General features: G+C 44.8%; 23 protein-coding genes. 3 read left to right on the top strand and 20 right to left on the bottom strand.

Annotated elements, in window-relative coordinates:
- Positions 1 to 24: 24 nt before the first annotated feature.
- From IEZ33_RS16905 to urtA, 13 genes are all read right to left on the bottom strand, one after another.
- Positions 25 to 666, bottom strand: a complete 642-nt coding sequence (locus tag IEZ33_RS16905) for a Vat family streptogramin A O-acetyltransferase (RefSeq protein ID WP_191601179.1) — start codon at positions 664 to 666, stop codon at positions 25 to 27.
- A 208-nt stretch (positions 667 to 874) separates the two neighbouring features.
- A complete protein-coding gene (locus IEZ33_RS16900) occupies positions 875 to 1,471 on the bottom strand; it encodes a HupE/UreJ family protein (protein ID WP_191601178.1) in 597 nt (198 codons plus the stop codon).
- Positions 1,472 to 1,559: 88 nt separating this feature from the next.
- The gene (gene ureG, locus IEZ33_RS16895) at positions 1,560 to 2,201 is read right to left on the bottom strand and encodes an urease accessory protein UreG (protein ID WP_191601177.1); all 642 of its coding nucleotides are present in this window, start codon (positions 2,199 to 2,201) and stop codon (positions 1,560 to 1,562) included.
- Between the two features lie 66 nt (positions 2,202 to 2,267).
- Positions 2,268 to 2,972: an urease accessory protein UreF gene (locus tag IEZ33_RS16890; protein ID WP_191601176.1), complete on the bottom strand. Its 705-nt coding sequence runs from the start codon at positions 2,970 to 2,972 to the stop codon at positions 2,268 to 2,270.
- Positions 2,953 to 3,396: an urease accessory protein UreE gene (locus tag IEZ33_RS16885; RefSeq protein ID WP_191601175.1), complete on the bottom strand. Its 444-nt coding sequence runs from the start codon at positions 3,394 to 3,396 to the stop codon at positions 2,953 to 2,955. Before IEZ33_RS16885 ends, IEZ33_RS16890 begins: the two co-directional genes overlap by 20 nt.
- Before the next feature lie 42 nt (positions 3,397 to 3,438).
- The gene (gene ureC, locus IEZ33_RS16880) at positions 3,439 to 5,532 is read right to left on the bottom strand and encodes an urease subunit alpha (protein WP_420844866.1); all 2,094 of its coding nucleotides are present in this window, start codon (positions 5,530 to 5,532) and stop codon (positions 3,439 to 3,441) included.
- Positions 5,533 to 5,550: 18 nt separating this feature from the next.
- Positions 5,551 to 5,853 carry an urease subunit gamma gene (locus IEZ33_RS16875; protein WP_191601174.1) on the bottom strand — a complete coding sequence of 101 codons (303 nt, stop codon included), beginning with the start codon at positions 5,851 to 5,853 and terminating at the stop codon, positions 5,551 to 5,553.
- Positions 5,854 to 5,943: 90 nt separating this feature from the next.
- Complete coding sequence (locus tag IEZ33_RS16870) at positions 5,944 to 6,882, bottom strand: urease accessory protein UreD (protein WP_191601173.1); 939 nt, start codon at positions 6,880 to 6,882, stop codon at positions 5,944 to 5,946.
- A 112-nt stretch (positions 6,883 to 6,994) separates the two neighbouring features.
- The gene (gene urtE, locus IEZ33_RS16865) at positions 6,995 to 7,690 is read right to left on the bottom strand and encodes an urea ABC transporter ATP-binding subunit UrtE (protein ID WP_191601172.1); all 696 of its coding nucleotides are present in this window, start codon (positions 7,688 to 7,690) and stop codon (positions 6,995 to 6,997) included.
- Positions 7,687 to 8,559 carry an urea ABC transporter ATP-binding protein UrtD gene (gene urtD / locus IEZ33_RS16860; protein WP_191601171.1) on the bottom strand — a complete coding sequence of 291 codons (873 nt, stop codon included), beginning with the start codon at positions 8,557 to 8,559 and terminating at the stop codon, positions 7,687 to 7,689. The genes urtE and urtD overlap by 4 nt, the downstream gene beginning before the upstream one ends.
- Positions 8,556 to 9,785: an urea ABC transporter permease subunit UrtC gene (gene urtC / locus IEZ33_RS16855; protein WP_240009563.1), complete on the bottom strand. Its 1,230-nt coding sequence runs from the start codon at positions 9,783 to 9,785 to the stop codon at positions 8,556 to 8,558. Before urtC ends, urtD begins: the two co-directional genes overlap by 4 nt.
- A complete protein-coding gene (urtB, locus tag IEZ33_RS16850) occupies positions 9,782 to 11,464 on the bottom strand; it encodes an urea ABC transporter permease subunit UrtB (protein ID WP_191601170.1) in 1,683 nt (560 codons plus the stop codon). Before urtB ends, urtC begins: the two co-directional genes overlap by 4 nt.
- 145 nt (positions 11,465 to 11,609) lie before the next feature.
- The gene (gene urtA, locus IEZ33_RS16845; RefSeq protein ID WP_191601169.1) at positions 11,610 to 12,893 is read right to left on the bottom strand and encodes an urea ABC transporter substrate-binding protein; all 1,284 of its coding nucleotides are present in this window, start codon (positions 12,891 to 12,893) and stop codon (positions 11,610 to 11,612) included.
- Positions 12,894 to 13,629: 736 nt separating this feature from the next.
- On the opposite strand from urtA, the gene IEZ33_RS16840 reads away from it, so the two are divergent.
- A complete protein-coding gene (locus IEZ33_RS16840) occupies positions 13,630 to 14,499 on the top strand; it encodes a shikimate dehydrogenase family protein (RefSeq protein ID WP_191601168.1) in 870 nt (289 codons plus the stop codon).
- Between the two features lie 438 nt (positions 14,500 to 14,937).
- Here IEZ33_RS16840 and IEZ33_RS16830 read toward each other — a convergent pair whose 3' ends face one another.
- Both IEZ33_RS16830 and pcaQ read right to left on the bottom strand, forming a co-directional pair.
- Positions 14,938 to 15,879 carry an AEC family transporter gene (locus tag IEZ33_RS16830; RefSeq protein WP_191601167.1) on the bottom strand — a complete coding sequence of 314 codons (942 nt, stop codon included), beginning with the start codon at positions 15,877 to 15,879 and terminating at the stop codon, positions 14,938 to 14,940.
- Positions 15,880 to 15,915: 36 nt separating this feature from the next.
- Complete coding sequence (pcaQ, locus tag IEZ33_RS16825; RefSeq protein ID WP_191601166.1) at positions 15,916 to 16,878, bottom strand: pca operon transcription factor PcaQ; 963 nt, start codon at positions 16,876 to 16,878, stop codon at positions 15,916 to 15,918.
- A gap of 331 nt (positions 16,879 to 17,209) precedes the next feature.
- Here pcaQ and IEZ33_RS16820 point away from each other — a divergent pair, with 331 nt between their 5' ends.
- A complete protein-coding gene (locus IEZ33_RS16820; protein ID WP_191601165.1) occupies positions 17,210 to 19,063 on the top strand; it encodes a bifunctional sugar phosphate isomerase/epimerase/4-hydroxyphenylpyruvate dioxygenase family protein in 1,854 nt (617 codons plus the stop codon).
- A gap of 696 nt (positions 19,064 to 19,759) precedes the next feature.
- On the opposite strand, the gene IEZ33_RS16810 is transcribed toward IEZ33_RS16820, so the two are convergent.
- From IEZ33_RS16810 to IEZ33_RS16795, 4 genes are all read right to left on the bottom strand, one after another.
- Positions 19,760 to 21,268 (bottom strand): tripartite tricarboxylate transporter permease, encoded by a 1,509-nt coding sequence (locus IEZ33_RS16810; RefSeq protein ID WP_191601163.1) that lies wholly within the window; start codon positions 21,266 to 21,268, stop codon positions 19,760 to 19,762.
- 7 nt (positions 21,269 to 21,275) lie between these two features.
- Positions 21,276 to 21,791, bottom strand: coding sequence for a tripartite tricarboxylate transporter TctB family protein (locus tag IEZ33_RS16805; protein ID WP_191601162.1), 516 nt, complete (start codon positions 21,789 to 21,791; stop codon positions 21,276 to 21,278).
- 80 nt (positions 21,792 to 21,871) lie between these two features.
- Positions 21,872 to 22,864 carry a tripartite tricarboxylate transporter substrate binding protein gene (locus tag IEZ33_RS16800; protein ID WP_191601161.1) on the bottom strand — a complete coding sequence of 331 codons (993 nt, stop codon included), beginning with the start codon at positions 22,862 to 22,864 and terminating at the stop codon, positions 21,872 to 21,874.
- A gap of 371 nt (positions 22,865 to 23,235) precedes the next feature.
- Positions 23,236 to 23,391 (bottom strand): hypothetical protein, encoded by a 156-nt coding sequence (locus IEZ33_RS16795; protein ID WP_191601160.1) that lies wholly within the window; start codon positions 23,389 to 23,391, stop codon positions 23,236 to 23,238.
- A 360-nt stretch (positions 23,392 to 23,751) separates the two neighbouring features.
- On the opposite strand from IEZ33_RS16795, the gene IEZ33_RS16790 reads away from it, so the two are divergent.
- On the top strand, positions 23,752 to 24,495 hold the full coding sequence (locus IEZ33_RS16790; protein ID WP_191601159.1) for a hypothetical protein: 744 nt from the start codon (positions 23,752 to 23,754) through the stop codon (positions 24,493 to 24,495).
- 108 nt (positions 24,496 to 24,603) lie between these two features.
- Here IEZ33_RS16790 and IEZ33_RS16785 read toward each other — a convergent pair whose 3' ends face one another.
- On the bottom strand, positions 24,604 to 25,716 hold the full coding sequence (locus IEZ33_RS16785; RefSeq protein WP_191601158.1) for an ROK family transcriptional regulator: 1,113 nt from the start codon (positions 25,714 to 25,716) through the stop codon (positions 24,604 to 24,606).
- Between the last annotated feature and the right edge of the window lie 56 nt (positions 25,717 to 25,772).

Genomic DNA, 25,772 nt, shown 5'->3' with positions numbered 1-25,772 from the left:
GCATTTTTTTTGCGTGAATTTTATTCAGGATTCTTCATTTATTAATTGTAATCGGCTCAAATCAGCACCAACAATGGCGTCTAAGTGTTGAGTGATTTTCTCGGCACGCCAGTTCCACCATGCAATGTCTTGTAACGCTTGAATGGTTTGTTCGTCAAATCGGTATTTGATGAGCTTGGCAGGATTGCCACCGACCACGCTGTAAGCTGGCACATCGGATGTCACCACAGATTTACTGGCGATGATGGCACCGTTGCCGATTTGTACGCCGGGCATGATGGTGGCGTCGTAGCCAATCCACACATCGTTCCCTATATTCGTATCGCCCTTGTAGGGAAAGTCACCCGCTTTAGGTGCGGCTTTTTCCCAACCATGGCCAAAGATGTAAAACGGATACGTTGAAAAACCGGCGTTGGCATGGTTCGCACCATTCATGATGAATGTGACGTCTTTCGCAATAGCGCAGAATTTGCCGATAATGAGTTTATCGCCAATGAAATCAAAATGATAAAGCACGTTGCTTTCGAAGCGTTCTGGCCCTTTTGGATCGTCGTAATACGTATAGTCGCCGACGATAATGTTATCTCGGTTAATAAAATTTTTCAGATAACCGACTTGTGGAAATCCCGCCATTGGTTCTTTGTTATTTGGATTGGGACCTTTCATTTAGCCTCCTCTTGAGTCAATTTGATGAAGGTTCAGTCTTAAGCAAGAGGGCGTATTCACGCCTTCTTTAACTACCCCATGATCTTGTTCGGACGATCACTGGCATTATAAACATTATAGAGACTAAAAAGCCCATGATGTTACGTTGGAATGAACACAACGTCATGGGCGTTATTAGATGGCGTTCTTATTTCGTATAAAAGCGGGGTTACGCAATCGCCATGCTTAATCCCGTGACGGCAATAACACCACCAGCAATGCGAGTAACCCATTGGTTATGTGTAGGAGAAACGATAATACTGAGTGCTTTACTTAAGACGATGCCAACAAAATGTAAGACAATCGATGCGGCGGCGAAGCCAGCAACATACATGGATCCATGAACGTCCATTGGCATTTCAACCCCATGAGCGGCACCATGGAAGAAGGCAAACGCGGCTACCAATGCGCTGCAAATCGGCGTAGAAAACCTGGATGCGGCCGCTAATACAAGGCCTAAGAAAATCACCGAAAGCACAATACCTTGCTCAACAAACGGAACGCCCAAGCCGGCTACCACTAAAAGACAGCCTAAAATCATAGTGCCAACAAACGCGGCGGGTACCGTAAACACAGCTTTGCTACCTAAACGAGCGGCCCACAAACCAACCGCCAACATCACAATTAAGTGATCTAATCCCATAAAAGGATGAGCAAACCCAGACAAAAGGCCGCTTTCAGTGTGACCTGGGTGAGCAAGCGCCACAGGCGCTGACATCAATGCTCCTGCTATGAGTAAAGCGCGGAGTGAGTTTTGGTGTGTCATAGGATTCTCCATGTTATTTATCAACAAAAAGTAAAAATGAGTGAAGTTTAGCTCTAATAATATTGAGCTAATACAGTAAATTAATGCCTTAAACCACCGCTAGAGCTGGCGGAATGTTTTTCGATTCTAGCATACCCTCTTTGATGATAAGTTGAATGATTTCATCTAAGCCTTGTGCTTTTTTCAAGTTAGAGAAAATAAAAGGACGGTCCCCACGCATCATCTTCGCATCTCTATCCATGACATCTAAGGAGGCGCCCACCAAAGGGGCCAAATCGGTCTTATTAATAATCAATAGATCTGATTTAGTGATACCCGGTCCACCCTTACGAGGGATTTTATCGCCAGCGGAAACATCGATCACATAAATGGTAAAATCGGATAGCTCAGGGCTAAAGGTTGCGCTTAGGTTGTCGCCACCACTTTCGACAAAGACCACATCCAATTCACCGTGACGCTCAATCAGTTGATCGATAGCCGCTAAATTCATTGACGCGTCTTCACGTATGGCAGTATGAGGGCAACCCCCAGTTTCAACGCCAAGAATGCGGTCTTCATCTAAGGCTTGGTGCTGGGTTAGGAATTTTGCATCTTCTTGAGTGTAAATGTCGTTTGTTACTACGGCAATATCATAGTGGTGGCGCATGGCCGCACACAAAGAGCGCAGTAGAGCGGTTTTACCTGATCCAACTGGGCCGCCAACACCGATGCGTAAAGTTTGTTTTTTCATAATAGGTTTCCTGTATAAAAGCGTGTAAATAATGAACCATAAAGAGACTGTTTATTTGGCTTAGGATTAAGAGCGAAACAGTCGTGAATATTGCGTTTCATGACGCGCACTGGCAATGGCTACCGCCGGAAGCCCTGCGCCTATGTTTTCTGTTGACACCGTTTCTGCGACGTTAATGGCCATGGGGATTGAGGTTTGCAACTGGCCGAGTAACTGTTGGGCTTGTGTTTGTCCTAGCGGAACTAACTTAGTGGCCGCCGCAATTTGGTTTTCGAGCCAAGACCAACTAAAACCTAGGGCCGTTTTATGAAAGGGAATACGCCAGTAATGCGCCGCCACGGCAAAGACAATAACGAAACTAACGTCTTCATTTTTAGCAAAAGGCAAAGGGATCGCCAAGCTGCGTAACAGTCTAGAGAGGGCTTCACCCATGGCGGTGTCGGTCAACTTGAGCTCTTTGGTTTCACGGCAAGCCAAAATCAAATCATTGCACTGTGATAATGGCATGGCAACCTGGTCTGCTTGAGACAAGGCCGTCATCGCCAATTTCAAAACAGGCAGGTCGAGATGAGCAAGCGACTCCGTCATTTGTGTTTCAACCCAATTGGCGACTTGAACGGCGTTTTTAATCCAGCCAGTATCAATGGCGTACTCCAAACCTTGGGAAAAGGAAAAGCCACCCACAGGCAAGCTAACACTACTTAATTGCATCAGACGCAATAAACTGAAATCGTTTTCTGTTGTCATAGCGTTAATGATGGTTGTGGCCATGGCTATAGGCTCCAGATTCAGGAATAAAAACGGCTTTTACATGGCTAACCGTTAACCCTAATAAGACCAGCATTTCTTCTAGAACGTGATCGGGAGTAATTGTTAGTGAACGTTCACCAACTGAAATCTTTACATGTCTATTGCCCAGGTGGTAGCAGGCTTTAGAAAAAGTGACCCAGTCCTCACAGCTAGCTTGTACAACCTCTTCAACAGCGCCTTCAATCTTAATATACTTTCCGCAGTTTGATAGTAAGTATTCGCCAACAAGAAGTGGTTTGCCGCGCTCAAGGAATACTCTAACTTCTTCACCGTTGGCGCCAGTTAATTTTAAGCGTCCACGGTCTCGTTGCTCATGGGTAAGGGTGACGCTGGTGTAGACAGTTTCATGGCAGTGAGTACCTAAACGTTCGTATATATCAATCATATGGGTGTCCAAATTCGTTTTCAGTTGTTAGAAAGTCACGGGTTAAAATAAGCAGTAGAGCTGCGCTAATGGAAGCACTTCTGCGGGTTCGCACGTGAGCAATTCACCATCGGCTCTGACCTCGTAAGTTTGCGGGTCAACGGTAATGTCCGGCTGCCAATCGTTTAAAATCATATCGGCCTTACCTATGTTGCGGGTATTCTTACACGCCACCAAGGTTCGATCTAATCCCAATGCTTCGCCAACCTTGTTATCCAATGCCGCTTGCGACACAAAGGTCACAGAGGTTTTTGCCGATGCCTTACCAAAGGAACCAAACATGGGGCGATAATGCACGGGTTGGGGTGTTGGAATGGAAGCATTTGGGTCGCCCATTGGGGCATTAGCAATCATGCCACCCTTAATAATAAGAGACGGTTTTACGCCAAAAAAGGCCGGTTTCCAGAGAACCAAATCGGCTAGTTTTCCTGCTTCGATCGAACCAACTTCATGGGAAATACCATGAGCGATGGCTGGATTGATGGTGTATTTAGCCATGTAGCGGCGGGCACGAAAATTATCAGCACCGCGCTCTTGGTCTTCTGCTAGTAGGCCAAATTGTTGCTTCATCTTATGGGCCGTTTGCCATGTGCGAGTCACCACTTCACCCACGCGTCCCATGGCTTGCGAATCGGATGAAATCATACTGAACGCACCACGGTCATGGAAAATGTCTTCTGCTGCAATGGTTTCTTTGCGAATACGTGAGTCTGCAAACGCCACGTCTTCTGGAATGTTGCTGTCTAAATGGTGACAAACCATCAACATATCTAAATGTTCATCCACCGTATTGTGGGTGTATGGACGAGTGGGGTTGGTCGATGACGGTAGGATATTAGGGAAACCACAAGCTCGTATGATATCCGGTGCATGCCCCCCTCCTGCGCCTTCTGTGTGATAAGTATGAATGGTGCGGTTTTTGAATGCGCCTATGGTGTCGTCCACAAAGCCTGATTCATTTAAGGTATCCGTATGAATTGCGACTTGAACGTCGTATTTCTCCGCGACACTGAGGCAAGTATCGATTGAAGCTGGTGTTGTACCCCAATCTTCGTGCAGCTTCAAACCGCACGCACCCGCTTCCAATTGCTCTATTAAAGAAGCCGGTTGACTGGCGTTCCCTTTACCCAGAAAACCTAAGTTCATCGGCATGGCATCCGTGGCTTGCATCATCTTACCCATGTACCAAGGCCCGGGAGTGCAAGTGGTGGCATTGGTACCGGTGGCTGGGCCTGTGCCTCCGCCGATCATAGTGGTCACTCCAGACGTTAGAGCTTCTTCAATTTGCTGTGGGCAAATAAAATGAATGTGTGCATCAATGCCGCCAGCGGTCAGAATTGAACCTTCTCCAGCGATCACTTCCGTGCCGGGACCGATTACAATGTCGATACTGTCTTGAATGTCTGGGTTACCGGCTTTGCCTATTTTAAAAATACGGCCTGCTTTGACGCCGACATCGGCTTTAACAATGCCCCAGTGATCTAGGATTAACGCATTGGTAATGACTAAATCCACCGAAGTGTGGTTGTCCAGTTGGCTTTGTCCCATTCCGTCACGGATGACTTTGCCACCACCAAATTTCACTTCGTCGCCGTATTGGGTGAAATCGTTTTCAACTTGAATCCACAAATCTGTGTTTCCCAAGCGCACTTTGTCGCCAACGGTTGGACCAAACATCTGTGCATAACTGAGTCTATCCATTTTTACCTGGCTGGTTGGCGTGTCGGGGCTCGTGCTTTCTTGCGTTGCGCTCTCCTCAAGAGGTCCCATTACCTCACCGCGAAAACCGTAGATCTCTCTTTTTCCTGCATAAGCGACCAGCTCGACTTCACGACCTTGACCTGGTTCAAAGCGCACGGCCGTTCCTGAAGCAATATTTAAGCGAAAGCCTTTGGTGATGTCACGGTCAAAAGACAGTGCTGGGTTGACCTCATAAAAATGATAGTGAGAACCGATCTGAACAGGCCGGTCCCCGGTGTTTTCTACTCGTACTCGGACTGTTGGACGCCCTGAGTTTAGATGAATGTCGCCATCGGCTACCTGAATTTCCCCAGGAACCATACCGTCACCTTTTTTTACTGAAATAGAGGAAGACATAGGGTTACTCCTTAAGGGTTAATTGATTGGGTTATGGACAGTGACCAGTTTTGTACCGTCAGGAAAGGTGGCTTCTACCTGTACTTCGTGGATCAATTCAACGACGCCGTCCATTACCTGCTCTTCTGTTAAAAGCGTTTTTCCATAACTCATTAATTCGGCGACAGTTTTACCATCACGAGCCCCTTCTATAATCTCCATGGTGATGTAAGCCATGGCTTCTGGGTAATTGAGTTTTAAGCCACGGTTTAAACGACGCTCCGCAAGTAGGGCGGCAGTAAAGACCAACAGTTTGTCTTTTTCTCTTGGTAATAGTTCCATTAAATCGTCCTCTAATCGGTTAGATAGCATTGTTTCAATAAGGTGCAAACAATGTGTTCATGTCTCTAGTATGGGGTTAATTCTTATCGCTTAGGTGGCCCAAATTCGGGGCTGACAAACAGGAATGCCCAATAACGCTGGGCGAATTAATGTCCAATATTGGGTAAAAGCACGTTTTGCTTGCTCCGAATCTGGCCCTAATAAACGAATGACGATAAAGCCACTGACAAAACTAATACCAGTCACGCCTTGTTGATCGTACTTATTGGAGGCTTGCCTGAGTAATTCAATTAACGCTGTAGGTTCCTTATCGACACCTTTTTTCTCTTCATTCTCATCGGCGAAAGGACCGGCAACCATAAAGCCATTGACAGTGTGTTGCCTTAACCCTGAGGCAGACGTTAGCAAGTGGCGGTTGGTGTCGTTAATGAATAAGCGTTCTTTTAGTACTAAGCGTTGATGGCGTTTGATTTGGATGCATTGGCTGACTTGACCTTGCTCAAAGGGCTGTTCGCTGGCCGTCAATCCAAAACAGGTGACTTCCCAACCAATGAATTTAGCGCCTTCGGCCAGATTAATATGAGTGTCTAGTTTCGTTTGTGCTTCGGGGTAGAGTAAGGTTTCTTGTGGTAGCCATTCTAACTGGCTGTGTTCACCTATGTTGAGTTGCACTACTTGATGTTGCAAGCTTTTATCGGCTCTTGCTTTGTAGACTCGTCCCGCACCAGGGGTGGTGATCAGCACGTTCGTGTCGTCTTGTTGATTACTGGTAATGGTTAACCTGTCGCCCGAAACCAAGCCACCGGGGGGGTGAAGAAGGTAAATATGCGCTCTGTCTTGGCCTTCAGGGTAAAAAGGTTTTTGCACATAAAGAGGGCCTTTATGTTCACAGGTTTTGAGCGCGACGCCTCGGCGAGTCTGTGCAAACCCCATGGTTAAAAACGCATGCCAGTGTGCAGGCGCATGCGTTGTCGGGTTTTGGTTATTGGTTTGCTCTTCAGTATAAGCAAGGCTGTTTTTATTATTCATGGATACCTTTTAAACGCATTTTTTGCGAGGTATCTGTTGATCAAAAACAGACACTCGCGGTCATTATTCCAGTGCTACGTTCTGGGCTATTTTTGGGTAAGTTAGCATCCAGTTAGACGGCCAGATAATGACGAATTAAATCATCGGTTAGGTTCTCCATCTGGTCGGCGGCAACAACACGGCCTTTCTCCATTAATCGAAAAGATTGACCGACTCGACGGGCAAACCCCAGTTTTTGCTCTACTAGGATGACGGTTAAGCCTTCTTCTTGATTCAGCTTTAAAATGACATCGCCAATTTGTTTTACTATATTGGGTTGTATGCCTTCATTTGGTTCGTCCAGTATTAAAACGCTCGGTTCTAGTACCAACGCTCGACCAATGGCTAACTGCTGTTGCTGACCTCCAGATAGGTCTCCTCCTCTTCTATGCAACATCTCTTCCAACACAGGAAAAAGCGCGAATATTTTTTCAGGAATCTGTTTTGCTCCGTCTTTTCGAACTGGCAGTCCAATACGTAGGTTTTCTTCTACTGTGAGTAAAGGGAAGATGTCTCGACCTTGGGGAACGTAGCCTAAACCTGAGTAAGCACGCGACTCGGCACTTTTTTTATGTAACTTGCTGTTATTAAAAAGAATTTCTCCACTTTTTATGGGTAGCAATCCCATTAAGCATTTTAATAAAGTGGTTTTACCTACGCCATTTCGTCCCATAATACAGGTGATGGAACCGGGCTCAATTTGCAAATCTAAGTCCCATAATATCTGTGTTCCACCGTATAATTGGTTAACTTTATTAAGTGAAATCATAAATAAGATTCTCCCGTTTTAGTGGATGAGGTGAGGCTAGCGTCCTCTCCAAGATACACGTCAATAACGTCAGGGTGGTTTTGAATTTGATCCATTGTTCCTTCAGCGAGCACAGATCCTTGATGAAGCACTGTAACGGTGCGTGCGAGGCTGCGAACAAATTCCATATCGTGTTCCACTACTATCACAGTGTGATCGCCGGCTAAAGACGTCAGAAGTTCGGCGGTACGCTCCGTTTCTTGGGCTGTCATGCCAGCCACTGGCTCATCAATCAGCAAGAGTCTTGGTTCAGCGGCCAGTAACATGCCGATTTCTAACCATTGCTTCTGACCGTGAGATAAAGCACCGGCTAACATAAAGCACTGTTTTTTTAAGCCTATGGTAGTGAGTACTTCGTCAATTCTATCCAACTGCGTTGGGGTGAGTGTCGCCCAAAGAGTCGGTAGGACACCTTTGTCGGACTTTAACGATAACTCTAAATTACTGAAGACCGTTTGTTTTTCAAATACGGTGGGTTTTTGGAACTTTCGACCTATCCCTAATTGGGCAATTTCGGCTTCGTCTTTGGTTAATAGGTCGATGTTCTGCCCAAAGAAAACAGACCCTGTATCACACGCTGTTTTACCTGTAATCACGTCCATTAAGGTGGTTTTTCCTGCACCATTGGCACCAATCAAACACCTTAGTTCGCCGTCATTAATGTAGAGGTTTAAGTTATTTAGGGCTTTGAAACCATCAAAGCTCACGCTTAAATCTTCTACATACAGGATCATGTCTTTATCAACGTTGACTTGCTTTTCTGGTGGCGTTAAAAAAGACCACACTTGATCACGACGTAACGTATTGCGAGTGGATTCTAAAAGGCTCATTGATTTGACTCCTTGTGTATCGAGCGGTCGTCAGGGCTACTGGCTGGTGGTTGAGTAGATGATCGATACTTTGCTTTAAGTTGATCGTACAATCCCATCAAGCCTTTCGGTAAATACAAGGTGACTAAGACAAACATGGCCCCTAAAGCAAACAACCATGCTTCTGGCATGATGGCCGTAAAACGGGTTTTGGCGTAATTCACTAAAAGCGCGCCGATAATGGCCCCTATTAAGGTGCCACGACCACCAACGGCGACCCAAATAACAATCTCAATTGAGTTGATTGGAGAGAATTCTCCCGGATTGATGATGCCGACTTGCGGTACGTATAAAGCACCAGCAATACCAGCGATGACGGCGGAATAGACAAACAACCATACTTTGTAATTTTGAGTGCGGTAGCCCAGAAAACGCGCCCTGGATTCTCCATCTCTTACGGCTAATACTACTTTGCCCAAACGAGACTTAAGAATGAAATGGCTGGATACGAACACCAGACTTAGCGTAATCGCGGTAATCACAAACAGACTGACACGGGTGGCATCCGATTGCAGATCAAAGCCAAGAATCTCTTTAAAATCGGTTAAGCCATTGTTTCCCCCAAAGCCCATCTCATTGCGGAAGAAGGAGAGCAATAGGGCATAGGTTAAGGCCTGAGTCATAATGGATAAGTACACTCCAGTGACACGAGAACGAAAGGCCAACCAGCCAAATACAAACGCCAAGACGCCGGGAACAAAGACCGCCATAATCATGGCAAACCAAAATTGATCCATACCGAGCCAGAACCACGGCAGTTCTTTCCAATCAAGAAAGACCATAAAATCTGGCAGAAGAGGATTACCGTAAACACCACGATCACCAATTTGACGCATTAAATACATGCCCATGGCATAACCGCCAAGAGCAAAAAATGCGCCATGTCCCAAGCTCAAAATACCACAGTACCCCCAAATAATATCGACCGCTAAGGCCAGCATGGCGTAGCATAAATACTTGCCTAATAAAGTAATGCTGTACGTACTTACATACAGGGAAGAGCTTTCAGGTAGAAGTAAATTAGCCGCTGAAGCCAATAGAGTTATCACCAAAAGCAAAATAACAAAAGGCGCCGTGTGTTTGCCAAAGGCACGGCTTGAACTCGCTTCTTTTGCCAACCCTTGGTTTAATGAGTCAGGCGATGCGGAACTAGATGGAGCTGAATTAAATGACATAGGGTTATTCATTCTGCTGCCCTCCCTTTTTGTGGAAAGAGCCCTTTGGGACGTTTCTGGATAAAGAGGATAATAAAGACTAAGACGGCGATGGCCGCCAACACGGCCCCTGTAACGGGCTCTAAAAACTTAGTTGCAATGCCGAGTGAGAACGCCGCTACCAAGGTACCAAAAAGGTTACCGACACCCCCAAATACCACCACCATAAAGGAGTCGATGATGTACGCTTGACCCAAGTTTGGCCCTACATTGGTGAGCTGACTTAATGCCACGCCGGCAATTCCTGCGATACCGGAGCCTAAACCAAAGGTCATGGCATCTACCCAAGCGGTTTTTACACCCATAGCGCGGGCCATATTGCGGTTTTGCGAAACAGCTCGCACGTTCAAACCTAAAGAGGTTTTCTTTAAGATAAACAGCAAGGCAAAAAACACCAAGAGGGCAAACGCCAGAATATAAAGACGATTTAAGGTCAAAGACAGTACGGGATTAATTTCTACTGAGCCACTCATCCAACTCGGTGTGGATACTTGACGGTTCAATGGAGAGAAAATACTGCGCACAAGTTGTTGTAGAATTAAGCTGATCCCGAACGTCGCAAGTAACGTTTCTAAAGGGCGGCCGTGTAAGTGACGAATCACTCCACGCTCAATGATGACGCCCATTAGACCTGATACTAAGAAGGCGGCGGGAATCGCCACCCAAATTGAATAATCAATGTGGTTTGGCATCAATAACTGGACAACGTAAGTTGTGTAAGCACCGAGCATAATCATCTCGCCGTGCGCCATATTAATGACACCCATGACACCAAAGGTAATCGCTAAACCAATAGAAGCGAGTAAAAGAACCGACCCCAAACTTAATCCAAAAAACAATTGATCCACTAACGCATAGCGATTCACTTGTTGATCAATGGATTTTAGCGCCGTCAGTGCCGCACTTTTTACCGCGGGTGCTTGGTCGTCTTTTGTCAATTGCGTCAGTAGATTACGTACGTCGTTCTCTAAGCTGTTTGCTAATCGACGAATTGCAGCGACCTGTTCCACTTCAGACGCGTTTTCGGCGCTGTATACATCCAGTGCGAGATCCATCATGTCTTTTACACCGGCATCGGTTTCTATTTCCCTGAGCTGATGAATACGATTGACTGTGCTCTCATCTAATGAACTTAAGAGTGAACGGACAGACGATTGGCGTTTGCTACTGTCTTTTGATGACAATTGGATGCGAGCAATGGCTCCGCGTAAATATTTTCGCAGAGCATTGTTTACTTTGATTTTCTTTACCTTTTTCGACGTTAATTCAGACGTTTGCTGATTTTCTGATCGATTTAGAAAAGGGAAAGGCGCAAATGATGTTTTACCATCAATGGAACGCTTTTGTACCAGAGATCGATCACTTTTAACGTAGTATAAATCGCCTTCTAATAGCGTCGTAAAAACCGGTAACATTTCTTCGTCACTGATCTGTTCAATTTTTTCCAATATCGGCATCGACTTTTTTAGACTGGCTTTGGTGAGATCCATCAGTAATCCATCACGTACTGCTATGGCGTCAGATGGGGGTAATTGTGTGCTTTTGGCGTGGCTTGACAGGCTTAATAAAGAAAACAAACAACAGCAAAAGAGAATAAGATTTTTCAAGAAAATACTCCTCTTAACGCTTTGTATCGTTGTGGAATCGAACATAAGTTAAACAATACATAGGCTAAAACTGGTAAAACAAAGGAGAAAAAACGCGGCTCATCAATCGAGCCGCCGTAACTATCTGGGAGGATAGGAGGGTTTCCTAATCGTTCAGATTTTGGAAAGATCTACCTGAGTCGTTCAGGCCTTAGTAGTTCTGACCAGAACAGGCTTTTGTTTTGGTATTGTAGTTACCGCATTTGATCGGTGCCGTCCAATCCGAGATTAAGTCCATTGAACCTGGTAAAAAGTCTGACCAAGCATCACCTGGAACCACGCCATCGGTTTCCCAAACCACTTCAAATTGACCGTCGTCTTGGATTTCACCGATCAATACAGGTTTGCTTAAATGGTGGTTTTTGTTCATTACGGCCATGCCGCCTGTTAGGTTGCTTGTTTCTTGACCTATCATCGCTTGCTCAACCGCATCGACATCCGTTGTGCCTGCTTGTTTAACCGCATTCACCCACATTTTGAAACCGATATAGGTCGCTTCCATTGGGTCATTTGTGACGCGGTCTGGGTTTTTAGTGAAGGCTTTCCATTGGGTAATAAACTCTGAGTTCGCATCACTTTCAACGCTTTGGAAGTAGTTCCAAGCGGCTAAATGACCCACAAGTGGACCGGTATCCAATCCGGATAACTCTTCTTCACCGACAGAGAAAGCGACTACTGGAATGTCTTCTGCAGAAATGCCTTGGTTACCTAACTCTTTATAGAAAGGCACGTTAGCGTCGCCGTTTATAGTGGAAACCACCGCGGTTTTCTTACCTTCGCTGCCGAATTTTTTGATGTCCGAGACAATGGACTGCCAATCAGAATGACCGAAAGGTGTGTAGTTGATCATGATGTCTTCGTCTGCGACACCATTGGCTTTCAAATAGGCTTCTAGAATTTTATTGGTGGTACGTGGGTAAACGTAATCGGTTCCCGCTAGCACCCAACGCTCTACTTCAAGATCGTCTTTTAGATAATTTACCGCAGGGATCGCCTGTTGGTTTGGCGCCGCACCTGTGTAGAACACGTTTTTCGAAGACTCTTCGCCTTCATACTGTACTGGGTAAAACATCAACCCGTTTAGCTCTTCTAGTACAGGTAAAACGGATTTACGAGAAACCGACGTCCAGCTACCAAAAATGACGTCCACTTTATCTTGTGTCAGAAGTTCACGCCCTTTCTCCGCAAATAAAGGCCAGTTTGATGCCGGGTCAACCACAACCGCTTCTAAATCCTTGCCAAGCAAACCACCTTGTTTATTTTGCTCGGCCACCATCATTAATACGGTGTCTTTCAGTGTGGTCTCACTGATCGCCATGGTGCCAGAAAGAGAATGCAGGACACCCACCTTAATGGTATCGGCTGCGTTAACATTAAAGGTAACCAAAGTCGCACCCGCTAAAGCAATTGAAGCAACAAGCGTTTTCATTTTCATCGTGTTGTACCTTTTAATTAAGAAAAATGGACTGAATAAGCGGCACTGACTCATCATGAATGAACTCAATCAAACAGCGGCGCCTCTATATAAGTAAGCCCGTTCAGTATTGAGAAAAATGAAGTATTAAGGTATTCGCTGATTGACGCAGAGGTATACGTCATTTGACGTATAGGGGCGTTAAAAGAGATCGGAATTCACCCCGACAACTCTATTAAGCCGTATATAAAGTAAAAAGCCTTCGCCTTTTCGGCTTGCGTCACTGTCGTCGTCAGCGCCGACGAAACAAAGGCTTTGTGTCTCTTATCAGGTTCTTTTGATGAAGAATAACCTGATGTTAGAGCATGAAATGTTAGGTCGGGACTCCCCCCTACAGGCTTCTTTAGAATCAGAAACCCTTTCTTGGAACCTAAAAAAACCAACCACAGAGCCCTGTGCACAATTTCAATTACTCTGGACATTTAGAAAAAGTAAAGACAGGCACGGTTCCAACAGGGTGTCGATGTTCAAGGTTTACACTTGTTCGCCATGAGCGATGCCATTTAGCGCTGGGCTTTATCGAGTTGTCATACTGATATGATTTTTCCAGTCAAAATACATGTCAAATTGTCATACTACAAAACACGCGTTTTGGTATACGCTTTCTCTATTCCTGATAAAGGCCGCGTTTTTTTCTTTATCACTCAATTATTTTTGTTATGACATTCTTTTTTGGAATACATTGGAGGCAATTACAATGTTAAATCTAGGTCTTATTGGTCAGGCTATTGCGTCTTCCCGCTCTCCTTCTTTACATGCCATGTTAGGAGAGTTAAATCAGTTATCGGTGGATTATCAGTTGCAAGTGCCAGAAGACGATACGGCCGAGTCTTTTAAGGCCAAGCTTGCTGAAATTCGCGCCTTGGGTTTCGTTGGCGTTAATGTAACCTTCCCTTATAAGCAAATGGCTATCGATAGTGCGGATGAAGTAAACGACGCGGTTAAAAAGGTTGGCGCGAGTAATACCTTATTACTAAAAGACGGAAAAGTGTGTGCTTTTAATACAGATTACACCGGCTTTATTCGTGGCTATAAAAGCCGAATGGGACATGCCCGCGCTGGAAATGTGCCAGCAGGTAAAGTATTGATAATTGGCGCTGGTGGAGTAGGGCGCGCGATTGGTTTTGCTTTGTTTGAAGTGGGGGCGACAGAAGTGTTGGTCACCGATTTAAGCGAACACATCGCACAATCTTTAGTTGATGCTATTAATAAAGCGGGTTATAAAGCACGCGTTGTTGCGAAAGAAGACATAGCGGCCGCCGCAGAAGAAGCGGATGGTTTGGTTAATTGCACACCAGTTGGTCACTTGAAAAGCCCAGGTATGCCTTTGGCTGCAAAGCTCATTCAAAGGCAAAAATGGGCCTTTGATGCGGTTTATACTCCAATGGATACTGAATTTTTAATAGAGGCTAAAAACAAGGGCCTGCACATTGTATCCGGTTTTGATTTGTTTTTTTATCAAGGTATTGATGCTTTTGAAATTTTTACTGGTCAGAACGTCACGGATGTACAGCCAGTTTGGGATCAGTTTTGTGAAAAATACGATGTCGTTAGTTCATTGATCTAGGGATTGTAGGAAGGCGAATAAACCATAGAATAAGTGAGAAAAGGCCTAATGGCGTCTTTTAGTTTGGGTATTACTATAAAAACGCCATGACTCCGAGATTTTTCTTCGATGAACCCAGATGATGGTAAGTTGGTTGGACAATCTGTTGACAAATCGCTTCGTTCCGATATTGTGACTGGAAAACGGCCACCAGGCGAAACGCTGAAACTAAACGCATTACCTATTCGGTATAGAGCGCTATATCTGCTATCAGGCGTTGGCCTTACATCGTTGCCCGTTTCGTGGGCAGGCGTTCATGATGCGAGGCTTAGAGATGCTCGCCATGGGTTCTTCTGCAGTGGGCATTGTGGTTGGTATGGGCGTACAAGGGTATGTGTTAGGCATTCAAGGCTTAGTGCATAAACTGAAAGCGTAATCTTGACGGTGATTGTTGAGGGGCTAACTTAATCCCATCAAAGACAAAATAACAGCGAGTGTAACGAATGACACTAATGTGGTGACCAATAAAATACTTGCACAAAGCGAGCGGAATCCATATTGGCTGCCAATAATAGGGTAGATGCTCATCATAGGTACGGCCGCAATCAAGATGCCTCCGAGCAAAAGGTTGCGGTCCATTTCAGGCATAAAGAACGCCACGACAGCAATCATCAATGGATGCAGTACTAGCTTACCTGTAGTGACAAAACAAATGTCTTTGATATTGCCGGTCAGGCTGGTTCCTACGAGAGACCCTCCAAGTACAATCAGTGCAAGCGTAGCGGATGCGCCGGACAGCATCACTAATACACGGTCGATTACATCTGGCAGTTTTAAATGAAATGTCGATGCTAATACGCCTCCTGTGACGGCCAAGATCAACGGATTCTTAACCAGTCTTTTCACAACCGTATAGAGCATGCTGAGAGGGTTTAAGCCCTGCCCGCTGGATGAACTGATTTCCAGAATAATAAAGATAATCGGTAAAACGAATAGGTTTTCTACGATCAGCGCCATGGCAAAAGCGGCCGTTGGTGGGTCACTAAAGGCGAGTAACATAACAGGGTAAGCAAAGAAGGCCGAGTTGGAACAGGCCATCCCTGCGCCTTTTAATGTACTTTCGATTAAAGGGCGCTTCATGATTTTTGAGCTAATGAACATGCCTATAAACAGCGCTAATAGTGAGCCAGTGGCGTAGGTAGCGATGTAACTCGGAATGATGACTTGATCGAATTCCATTCTCGCCAAAGTGCTGAATATCAAGGCGGGAAGCGTAAAATACATGACGATTTTTGCCATGCCTGCAATCGTTTCACCAGGAACTAGGTTGATCCGAACGGCAAAATAACCCAATAAGATCATAATGAATATGGGGGTGGTGGTGGCAACAATGGTCAACATGTGAGCGTCCTATCACGGTTGTTATTTACTGAATGCTCAAATAACAGGGTCATCTTTATGATGATCCACAGGTTTATAATAACTGTCCAAAGTCTGTGCCGTATCCCTAATCGCATTAATAAAGAGCTTTAATGCCATCGAGGGTATGGAGTCGGCCCGAGTGGTGAGTCCAACGGCACCTAGAGTTTCTTTGGTATCAATTGGCAGCTCATCTAATTCACCATCGGCGATTTCTCGTGCGACAACACCACGAGAAATGATCCAGACGGCATCGTTGTTACGTATGAACTCCTTGCCAAATGAATCGGATACGGTGTCGATTCGGTCGGTCAAGGTTCCCACCCCTTGGGACAATAAAAAGCGGTCCACGTATGGTGCAGTAATGGAGCCTTTGGGTGGATAAAGAACCGTGTAATCCGCAATGTCACTGATCTGAAAATTCGCCTTCGCCAATAAAGGGTGATTGGGTCGAACGGTGAACGCCACTTGCTCCGAATATAGGTGCTGAAAAGATAGTCCTGACATGGCTTCGGGAACGCCTAATCGACCAACCACCAAGTCGAGTTCACCTACACGCAATTGACTCATTAGTAATGCGTTAGGACCAGAGACCAAATGCAGCCGAACATCGACCCCCCCCATGCGAAAACGTTTCACGGATTCTGGCAAAATACTGGTCGCGACGGTGGGTAATACCCCAATGCTGATTCGACTGAAGCCTTTTTGCTGTGCTTGAGCAACACGCTCGGTGCCTTCTCGCAACGCGGCCACACTGGTACTGGCGTGCTCTAAAAACACATTGCCAAAAGGGGTGAGTTCCACGCCTTTCTTGCTGCGCTCTAATAATCGTACGCCCAGAATGTCTTCTAATTCTTTAAGCTTTTTGGATACGGCTGGCTGAGTTAGTGCTAGTACATCGGCGGCACGTACAACACTACCTTGGCGAGTAACTTCTAAAAAGCATTGAAGGTGGCGATATTTAATACGGTTTTCTAACATAAGAAGTCTCCCATCGTGCACGCATGGTTTCAGTTGCTGCTAATTGTCTATTAGGTAATCAGCCACTAAGTAAGAAACACTAAGGAATCAGGTTTGTTACAAACGCTAATAAGGGAATTATTTTCCTATATTACACTCCTATGACGTACTTTTTAAAAGAGGTTATGCATTCCTTTTTCGATATATTTTTAGTGCGTTATTTCATTCTTGAAGTGGCTCTTAAGGCAAAAATCTTGTGCTAGCATCAATAATAGTAAATATAGGAGCAAAAAGCAGGTTTGTTCCTCGTATATCATTTTCGTTATGGAATGCAGACATCAAAGGCGTAAAAATGAAAACAGCACTCGCAACCGTTACCCTATCTGGTACGCTAAGAGAAAAATTTGAAGCGGCGGCAAAAGCCGGTTTTCAAGGAGTAGAAATCTTTGAAAACGACTTAACCCAGTTTGATGGTACTCCAAGAGATGCGCGTCGAATGGCGCAAGACTTGGGACTCGAGATTATAGCCTTACAGCCCTTCCGTGATATGGAAGGGATGCCTGAACCTATGCGTTCTCAAAAGGCCAAAATGCTTCAACACAAGATTGATGTGGCGCATGAGTTGGGTACGAATCGGTTGTTGTTTTGCAGTAATGTTCAACCATACTCGTCTGCGGATCGTGATGTGTGCGCCGCCGATTTGTTCGCTCTTGCGGACATAGCGAAAAAAGAAGGCATCATGCTGGGTTACGAAGCATTGGCATGGGGTTACCATATTGCCGATTACGAAGATGCTTGGGACTTGGTAAAACGAGTCGACCACCCTAATTTGGGTATTATCTTAGACACCTTCCACATGTTTTCTCGAGGCAACACCTTAGATGTTTTGCGTGATGACATTCCTTTGAATAAGATTGCGTTAGTACAGGTGGCCGATGCGCCCAGTCTGCAAATGGACGTGTTGCAATACAGTCGACACTTTCGCTGTTTCCCCGGGCAAGGTGACATGCCAGTCGTCGATTTTTTACAAGTTTTGAAAGAAAAAGGCTTTGATGACTATTTGTCTCATGAGATTTTCAACGACGAGTTCCGTTCGTCTTCTCCGTTAGAAAAAGCCATTGATGGCATGCGGTCATTGATTTGGCTTGATGACCAAACTGTCAGTAAGCGTGAAGAAAAAGCCGCACCGGTTGTTGCGCCACAAGTCCATGACGTTGAGTTTCTGGAGTTCGCGATTGAAGGTGAAGGTGGCGAAACCTTGATCAATACGTTGGCACAATTAGGGTTCCATGAAACGCACAAACATCGCTCTAAAAATGTCAGTTTGATGCGCCAGGGCAATATTAATTTGATATTGAACCGTGAAACAAAAAGCCAGGCTCATGAATACTTCCAAAAACACGGCGTGTCTGTGTGCGCTATGGCGTTTGCGTCTGAGGATGTGAAAGCCACTTTGCTGTTGGCAGATCGATACAAAGTTGATCGTTTTGACAATCAAGCAGGCCCAGGTGAGTTAAATATTCCGGCACTTCGTGGTATTGGTGATAGCCTTGTTTACCTTGTTTCAGCGGACGCTTCAGCTCGATTTTTTGATGTCGATTTTGTCCCTGTGCAAGGTGTTCAAGGGGAAACTGGCGTTGGTCTGACCCGTTTTGATCACATTGGTCAAACCGTGTCCAACACGGATTTCCTGTCGGCTTCTTTCTTTTATAAATCTTTGTTTGGTTTTGACATCGACGCCAGCCAAGACTTGCCCGATATCCATGGTTTGGTGGTAAGTCGGACGGCATTAAGTAAAGACAAGCGCGTGCGTATCCCTTTGAATATGACCAATGCACGCAGTGCATCTGCTCAACGTTTTATACAAAAGTCGAAGGGTTCTGGGGTTCACCAGATTGCGTTTGCTTGTGATAATATTTTTGCCGCGGCGAAAAATATTGACAGTGAAAAGCAATTGCCGATTCCACAAAACTATTATCGAGACATTGAAGCGCGCTTTAGTTTGTCTTCAGAGGTGATCAGAAAATTGCAGTCGCACAACATCATGTATGACCAAAACGATGAAGGTGAATTCTTCCATTTCTATACGGAAGAAATGCATGGCGTCTTTTTTGAGGTGGTACAACGAGTCGGTGATTACAGTCGATATGGTGAAGTGAATGCATTTGTCCGTCTTGCCTCACAGGCGCGCCAAGAGAAAAAATAGATCATTGTCATGGCGGGGGAAGAGGTATTTTAAGTGTGCCCTTTTGTGAGGAAATTATGCCGGAGGAAGGCAACTTCCTCCGGCTTTTTTATTTATAACGCTCTATTTTCGTGTTCATCTATAACCACTGCACCCTCTTCTTTGTAATAGGGGTCTTTTCGCCATTGATCGAGTAAATTGAGCACATACTCACTTGGTCTACAGAGTTTAACGCCGTTTGGCGAGAAAATTATGGAGCGATTCATTAAGATGGGGTGCTTGAGCATACCGTTTAAAAGGGCTTAATCTGTTATTGTATCATCAAATAATCCACGCTCTTCTGCAGGTGACTTGGTGGCTCGTAGTACCATTCTGGACGTCAAATCTGCGGCAGAAAATCAGCCTAATAGCTGTTTTTTGCTGAGTCTAAAATTACTTCTCTAGCCCCGTTTGGCCATGTTGGATGTATGTGATAAAAGACCCATTACCCACGACGTTCGTTTTAACTCGCATTTTAGCATCCACACTTCGGCTTCGTATTGTTACGGACAGCTGGAAAGCCCAATATTTATGAGTGTGTTTGCCTCATTTTGAGACATTTTTGCGGGTAATGGGAAAAATGATGGCGAATTTAGAATGGTGGGGCGTTCAGGCGTGTGGAGAGTTCTTAAAAAGAAAGGGAAGCGGTCATGCCGTCCATGGCAAGATTGTTCTGGATTAATGAGAAGGGTGGAAAATTTTGTCTCTTAGCCATTTCGTCCAAATTGGAGACTGAGTAAACAGGATCAGCACAATCACACTAAAGAGAACAGTGGAAAGAGGGCTGTGGAATAAATTGATAAACAAATCACCTACGCTGCCACGTTCAGACAAAATAGCACGTCGCCAGTTTTCATCTGTTAGTGAACTCAAAATAACCCCTAAAATTACAGGGCCAACAGGGAAGGCGTAAAGACGCATGAAATAGCCAAACACCCCAAATGCCAGCATCCACCAAATGTCTGTGACGGAATTATTGATTGCATAAGCCCCCACAATAGACAATAGGAAAATAAGCGGAATCAATATCCCTTTTGGACACTCCACAATTTTAGAAAACAGCTTGATGCCTGTTAGGCCAAAAATGAGTACGAAAATGTTGGCCAGTGTTAGGTTGCCAACGGTAAACCAGAACATATGGGGTTGTTCAACCAGCAATAAAGGTCCAGGGTTTAAGCCATGAATAAACAAAGCACCAATGAAGACCGCGGTTACCGCGTCGCCCGGAATACCCAGCGTAAGCATTGGAATATAAGCGCCACCCACCGCGGCGTTGTTGGCTGCTTCTGGCGCAATTAAGCCTTCTTTTGCTCCTTCCCCAAAAGGCACTTTTGGGTTCTTGGTGACACGTTTTGCGTGGTCATACGCCATCAGTGAAGCAATGTCACCACCTGTGCCCGGTAATGCCCCCACGATGACGCCAATAAAAGACGTTTGCAGGCTCAACGGCATGTATTTTTTCACGTCAGACCATTTGGGAATGATGCGAGATATCTTCTGTTTCACCACGGCTTTATTCATGTTGTGTAACTGATGTAAGGCCTCTGAAATACCAAACATACCGATCATGACGGCAACCGGATTGATACCGTCCCACAGCTCAACCACGCCATAAGTAAAGCGCTCCTCGGCTGTCATAGGGTCCAAACCCACCGTGCCGATCAACAGACCTAATGCTCCAGCAAAAACGCCTCTTGCTAGACTGCTGCCAGATAAAGACCCTACCAGCATAATGCCTAACACACCTAACATCATGTAATCACGTGGTTGAAAGGTGATGGCAAACTCGCTGATCGTTGGTGCAGAAAGCGCAAGCACAATAATACCAACAAAACCGCCGACAACAGACATCACGGTAGACAATCCAATTGCTTCACCGGCTAAGCCTTTTTTCGCCAACGGATACCCATCCAATGCCGTGGCAATCGCAGAAGGTGCCCCCGGGATGTTGAGGAGAATGGCAGTACGAGACCCACCATAAACGCCGCCCATATAGACGCCGACCATTAAGCACAACGCGTAATTGACGTCCCAAGAAAAGGTAAACGAAATAAGAATAGACACGGCCATAGTGACCGATAAGCCGGGAATAGCGCCAACATAAATACCTAAAAAAGTACCAAGAGCCGTTAGCCCCAGCAGTTCAGGTGACAGCCAAGACATGGCGAAATAATTTAAAGCATCCATAAAATGGCTATCTCCACAAAGATTCTATAACGGACAGAATTTCACGCTCGGGAACGATGCCTTCTGGCAAGACAACCTGAAACACGAGACGGAACACAATGTAAACGACAATCAGTGACAGCAGTGTAATGGTGAGTGTCGTGAGAACGCTACGTCGATACAAAAATTGGATAGAGATGAACAGAAAGGCAAAACTGGAAAGAATGAACCCTAAGCTGTCGAGCACAATGGAGTAGACCAATATTAAGGCCATGATGATAGCGATGACAGGAGGGAAACAGTGATAAACGAACCTAACGCCTTCGGCTGCTGGTGACTTCAAGGTATTCAAAAAAGCCACACAAGACGCCAATACCATGACAGCGGCCGCAGCAAGTGGGAAAGCACCAGGAGAACTTAACGAGCTGAGACCAGAAATATTATAGGCTTGCCAAAATAGGTAGGTACTGCCCATCACAAGCAGAAAACAAAATAAGAGTTCGCCTGGCTTTCTGGTTTTTATTAAAGGGGACTGACTGGACATTAAAACTCCAGATAAAACAAAAAATGTGACGCGCTCACCGTAAAGTAAGGCGCGTCTAGATAAAGTGAAGAACGGTATTCTTATGGTTTACGGATACCAAACTCTTCAGGGGAAAACTTACTAAAGCCTGCGTCGTGTACTAACCATGATGACGTTGAGCGGTAAGCTTCTAGGAAGTAATCCGCTTCTTCGCCCGAAATATTCATTATAGTGAAACCGCGTTTTTGCATTAGATCGATGAAGTCTTTGTTGTAAGCGGCTTTTTGGAATGCCGCTTGCAATTTTTCAACGGCGTCATCAGGCGTTCCTTTTTTGGCGAATATGCCAAAGAAAGGCCCCCATGGTAGGTAAGATTTCATGCCTGGCAATGTGTCGGTGATTGGTGCAAGGTTTGGCAGTAACTTGTTAGACTCAACATCAACCAAGCTGATGGCTTTCATTCGGCCAGCTTTGATTTGCTCGATTGTTGCGCCTAATACGGCAGGCATTACATCAATAGCGCCACCTTGTAATGCTGTTAATGCTGGGCCATCACCATTGTATGGAATACTTATGTAATCCAGTTTCACCTGGGAATCCAGCATGGCTGTCACAATAGACGTTAGACCACCTGCACCAGTCGAACCAAATTTCACTTCGCCTGGATGCGCTTTTGTGTATTCAATTAACTCAGACATAGTGTTAAAAGGCGCGTCGTTGTTTGCCACGATGATTGGTGTACCACGTGCCAATACGTTGATAGCGATCATGTCGCTGTAATCGATGTCTGAAAGTCCCAAAATTTTGTACATCTGAGGGTTTTCAGCGCCCATTAGAAGGGTGTAACCGTCGGCTTTTTTTGCGTTTACGTATTTCGTTGCTATCGCACCAACGCCGCCAGTTTTGTTCGTTAGAATGAGGTCTGTGCCTAGTTCTTTCTCAACATGAGGAGAGATCGAACGCATAACCGTGTCAGTGGAACCACCTGCACCCCATTGAATGATGCCTTGGACATCTTTATTTGGGTAAGCGGCAAAGCTTAAAGTGGAAGAAAGGGATAGTGCTGCTAGTAACGTAATTGTTGTTTTTTTCATTATAGGCCTCTGTGTTGTCCATCAGCTGATGGCGTTGACTTGGTTAATGTTTTTATTATCAGTGATCAAAAATGATCGCATTCTGAGCAAGCGTTTCACAACCAACATAACCTTAGCCGATGCTTCGAGGTTGATAAAGAGTGAATCCATTCCATATTTCGCTCATTTTATTGCTCTTTAGTTATAGGTAGTAAGTGGAAAGATAGAATTAATAAGTGGAGAAAGGCTTAGTAAAAATAAAAAACCGCACTTTTTTTTTGACGCGCGAAGCCAATGTGTGTTCGAGGAAGCGAACAAATCGAAAACTAGCTAAGCTTGATGTACTCGTACATAGTGCTTGACGTGACGAGTTCAAAAGGAATCCACACTTTTTAATCGACCTCTTCACCTTTCATCAGCTTAAGCCGAGTTTGCATTGCTTCTTTACCTTGAGCTGTCGCATCGAGATCGCCTGCTTTCATTGCTCGAATGGTGATTTCATCATTATTGGCGATTACTGCATCAAATATGATACCTGCAGTCAGCAATTATATCGTTGCCTTCTGTTCGAGTAAAGTTTGCAGATTCCTCAAAAACTATGTTGAGCTCCGAACATTCTGGTGTCGCGATGACATCATTAATATCGTTAGCTCGTTGTTGGGCTGCATTGTTACCTAGAGTGTTCATCATGACGGCGACATCACCTACGGTTCAATAACATCAATCTGCTGTTGAACATAAAATCACTTATTGAAACCTGGATCTAGTTAAAATATTGTGGGTTTATATTAATTCAATGGGCTGAGAATGAATGATTTTACAGCCTTGTTATGCCGCTACAGGGTTAAACTTTTAACCTGTGGAAGGTAGTTTAATGTAATCTATGACTAATTTATATGGAGTAATAAATGTTTAAGATGATGTTATTGTTTGTGTCAGCTCTTCTCAGTTTTTCTACCTTTGCAGGTGGTGCCACATCCACTCTTACTAGAGAGAGCATCGGGGATATTCAAGGGGTGCTAAAGGATGAAAAAACATGGTCTGCTCCTGAGTTTGTTGCGGAGCAGAGTTACCAATTTAAAGTCGATCGCCCTCTGAGTTTAGGTGTTTTTGATGTGAAACGCCCTTTACCTATTCAATTGAATTTTCTTGAAAAGGAAGACGCGGGGACAGCAAACTGCAGGGGGTATTTTCTTGATAAGCATTTTTCAATCAATGAGGCCAAGGTGTTTTTTGAGCAGCATGCAGGTTCGAAGCTAAAGTTATTAAATGGTCAACTAGTTAAACTCACAAGTACTGGCGGCTCTGCCAGATGGTGCAAATTTACTGACGTTGAGGTACTGGCAAGTAAAAAAGAGCTAGAACAAGCAAGGCAGAACAAAATAGCTGAATATAACGCCTATCAATTTGAAGGTACGATAAACGTCCTTGTGGCTCGTTTGTATTCTTCTCGCATGATTATGTTTAAGTTAAACGCAGGGAATATCACCCAAAAAAGTCTATTTGAACGTTGTGACAAGACGCTAACGATAGACCCGCCTCTTGCTTCACACATGAAAGGGCCTGCGTACATGAATAAAGAGGCTACGGTTAATCTAACAATAGAGGGTAGGAAATGTGTCGCGAAGAGTGTTGTATTTGACGTTAAATAATATAACAAAATAATACAGAACATAGATGGAATGCCTTTGGTTATCGATGGTGATGCTCAGATCTTCTCTATCGATATTCGAGCTTATGCGGTGATGAGTAATCATTTGCTACTCGTTTTTGAAAGACGAGAACCCCATGTCGAAAGAGTCTGAGTTATCATCAATTAAATTCAGTCTAGAGAGTGATAACTGGTGAGCGCCTTGAGCGGCGCCGATCAGAGGCCCTAAGTGGCTGTAATGACTTTGGGTAACCTGGCAATTAGGTCGCTCTTGACTAAAATGCTCTTGGGTTGATTTTGTTATTTCAGGTATGGCAGATAGAGGGCCACCAAGCACGATCGTGTGAGGATCCGTTAGTTGACAGAGGGTGCTAAGAGCATGGTGAATGGCGGCCAAAGCAGGATCTTGCGTGTTAATTTGATTGGTTATAGCCCGTTGATAAAAAGCATGATTGTAATCGCTTTCCAATAGGGTTTTCCCCGCCTCATTTTTAAGATAGCCAATCTCTCCTGCTAGACCGTTTGCTCCACGAATGAGTTTATGCTCAAAAAATAAGCCGCTGCCGATGCCTCGCCCGAGGTAGACATACATAAAATCATTTAAATTGCGGTCGTGATTTTCGGCCAATGTTGCCCAATTTACATCATTGTCTATGGCAACATCGCATTGGTAATGCCGTTGCAACATCTCATAAAGGTTAATGCCTTGTGCTAATGGGAAAGGGGGGTGGGGTAAATCAATTACTGTTCCGCTTTTTGGATGGATAGGTGCGGCAATGGATAAGCCTATTGACCGAAGAGGGTGATCAAATTGCGCTTTGATGGTATCGATTGAATGGTATAAATCAGCTAAAAATTCAGGTTTTGAGCGACTATTTGAATAGTTAAGCTCTTTTCTGATAAGTACCTCACCTTGAAAATCTTGTAATTGCAGCTGACTAGAGCGTTCTTCTAATGCGATAGCGAGTGTGCATCCAAAAAATGGATTTATCTTGTATAAAATCGCAGGTCGTTTTGAGCTGGTGTCGGGAGTTGACGATCTTACAATGACATTTTTAACCAACAACCTTTGTGCGGCTTCGGAAGTTGTTGGTTTAGAGATCCCCGTTAATTGAGCAATATTGGCTCTAGAAAGTGTTCCATGCTTTCTTAAGCATTGGAAAAAGGCGCGTTCAGTTGCGGCCGCCAGACTACTGGGTTTATGAGATTGAGCTGGTTTCACTTTAAATTCCCTTAACCTAAACGGGTCGTAAATGCGTTTATTATGCCAAAATGACT

The sequence above is a fragment of the Marinomonas algicola genome (assembly GCF_014805825.1).
Classification (GTDB): domain Bacteria; phylum Pseudomonadota; class Gammaproteobacteria; order Pseudomonadales; family Marinomonadaceae; genus Marinomonas; species Marinomonas algicola.
Note: the sequence above shows the minus strand (reverse complement) of the source record. Positions and strands in the feature narration are given on the sequence as shown.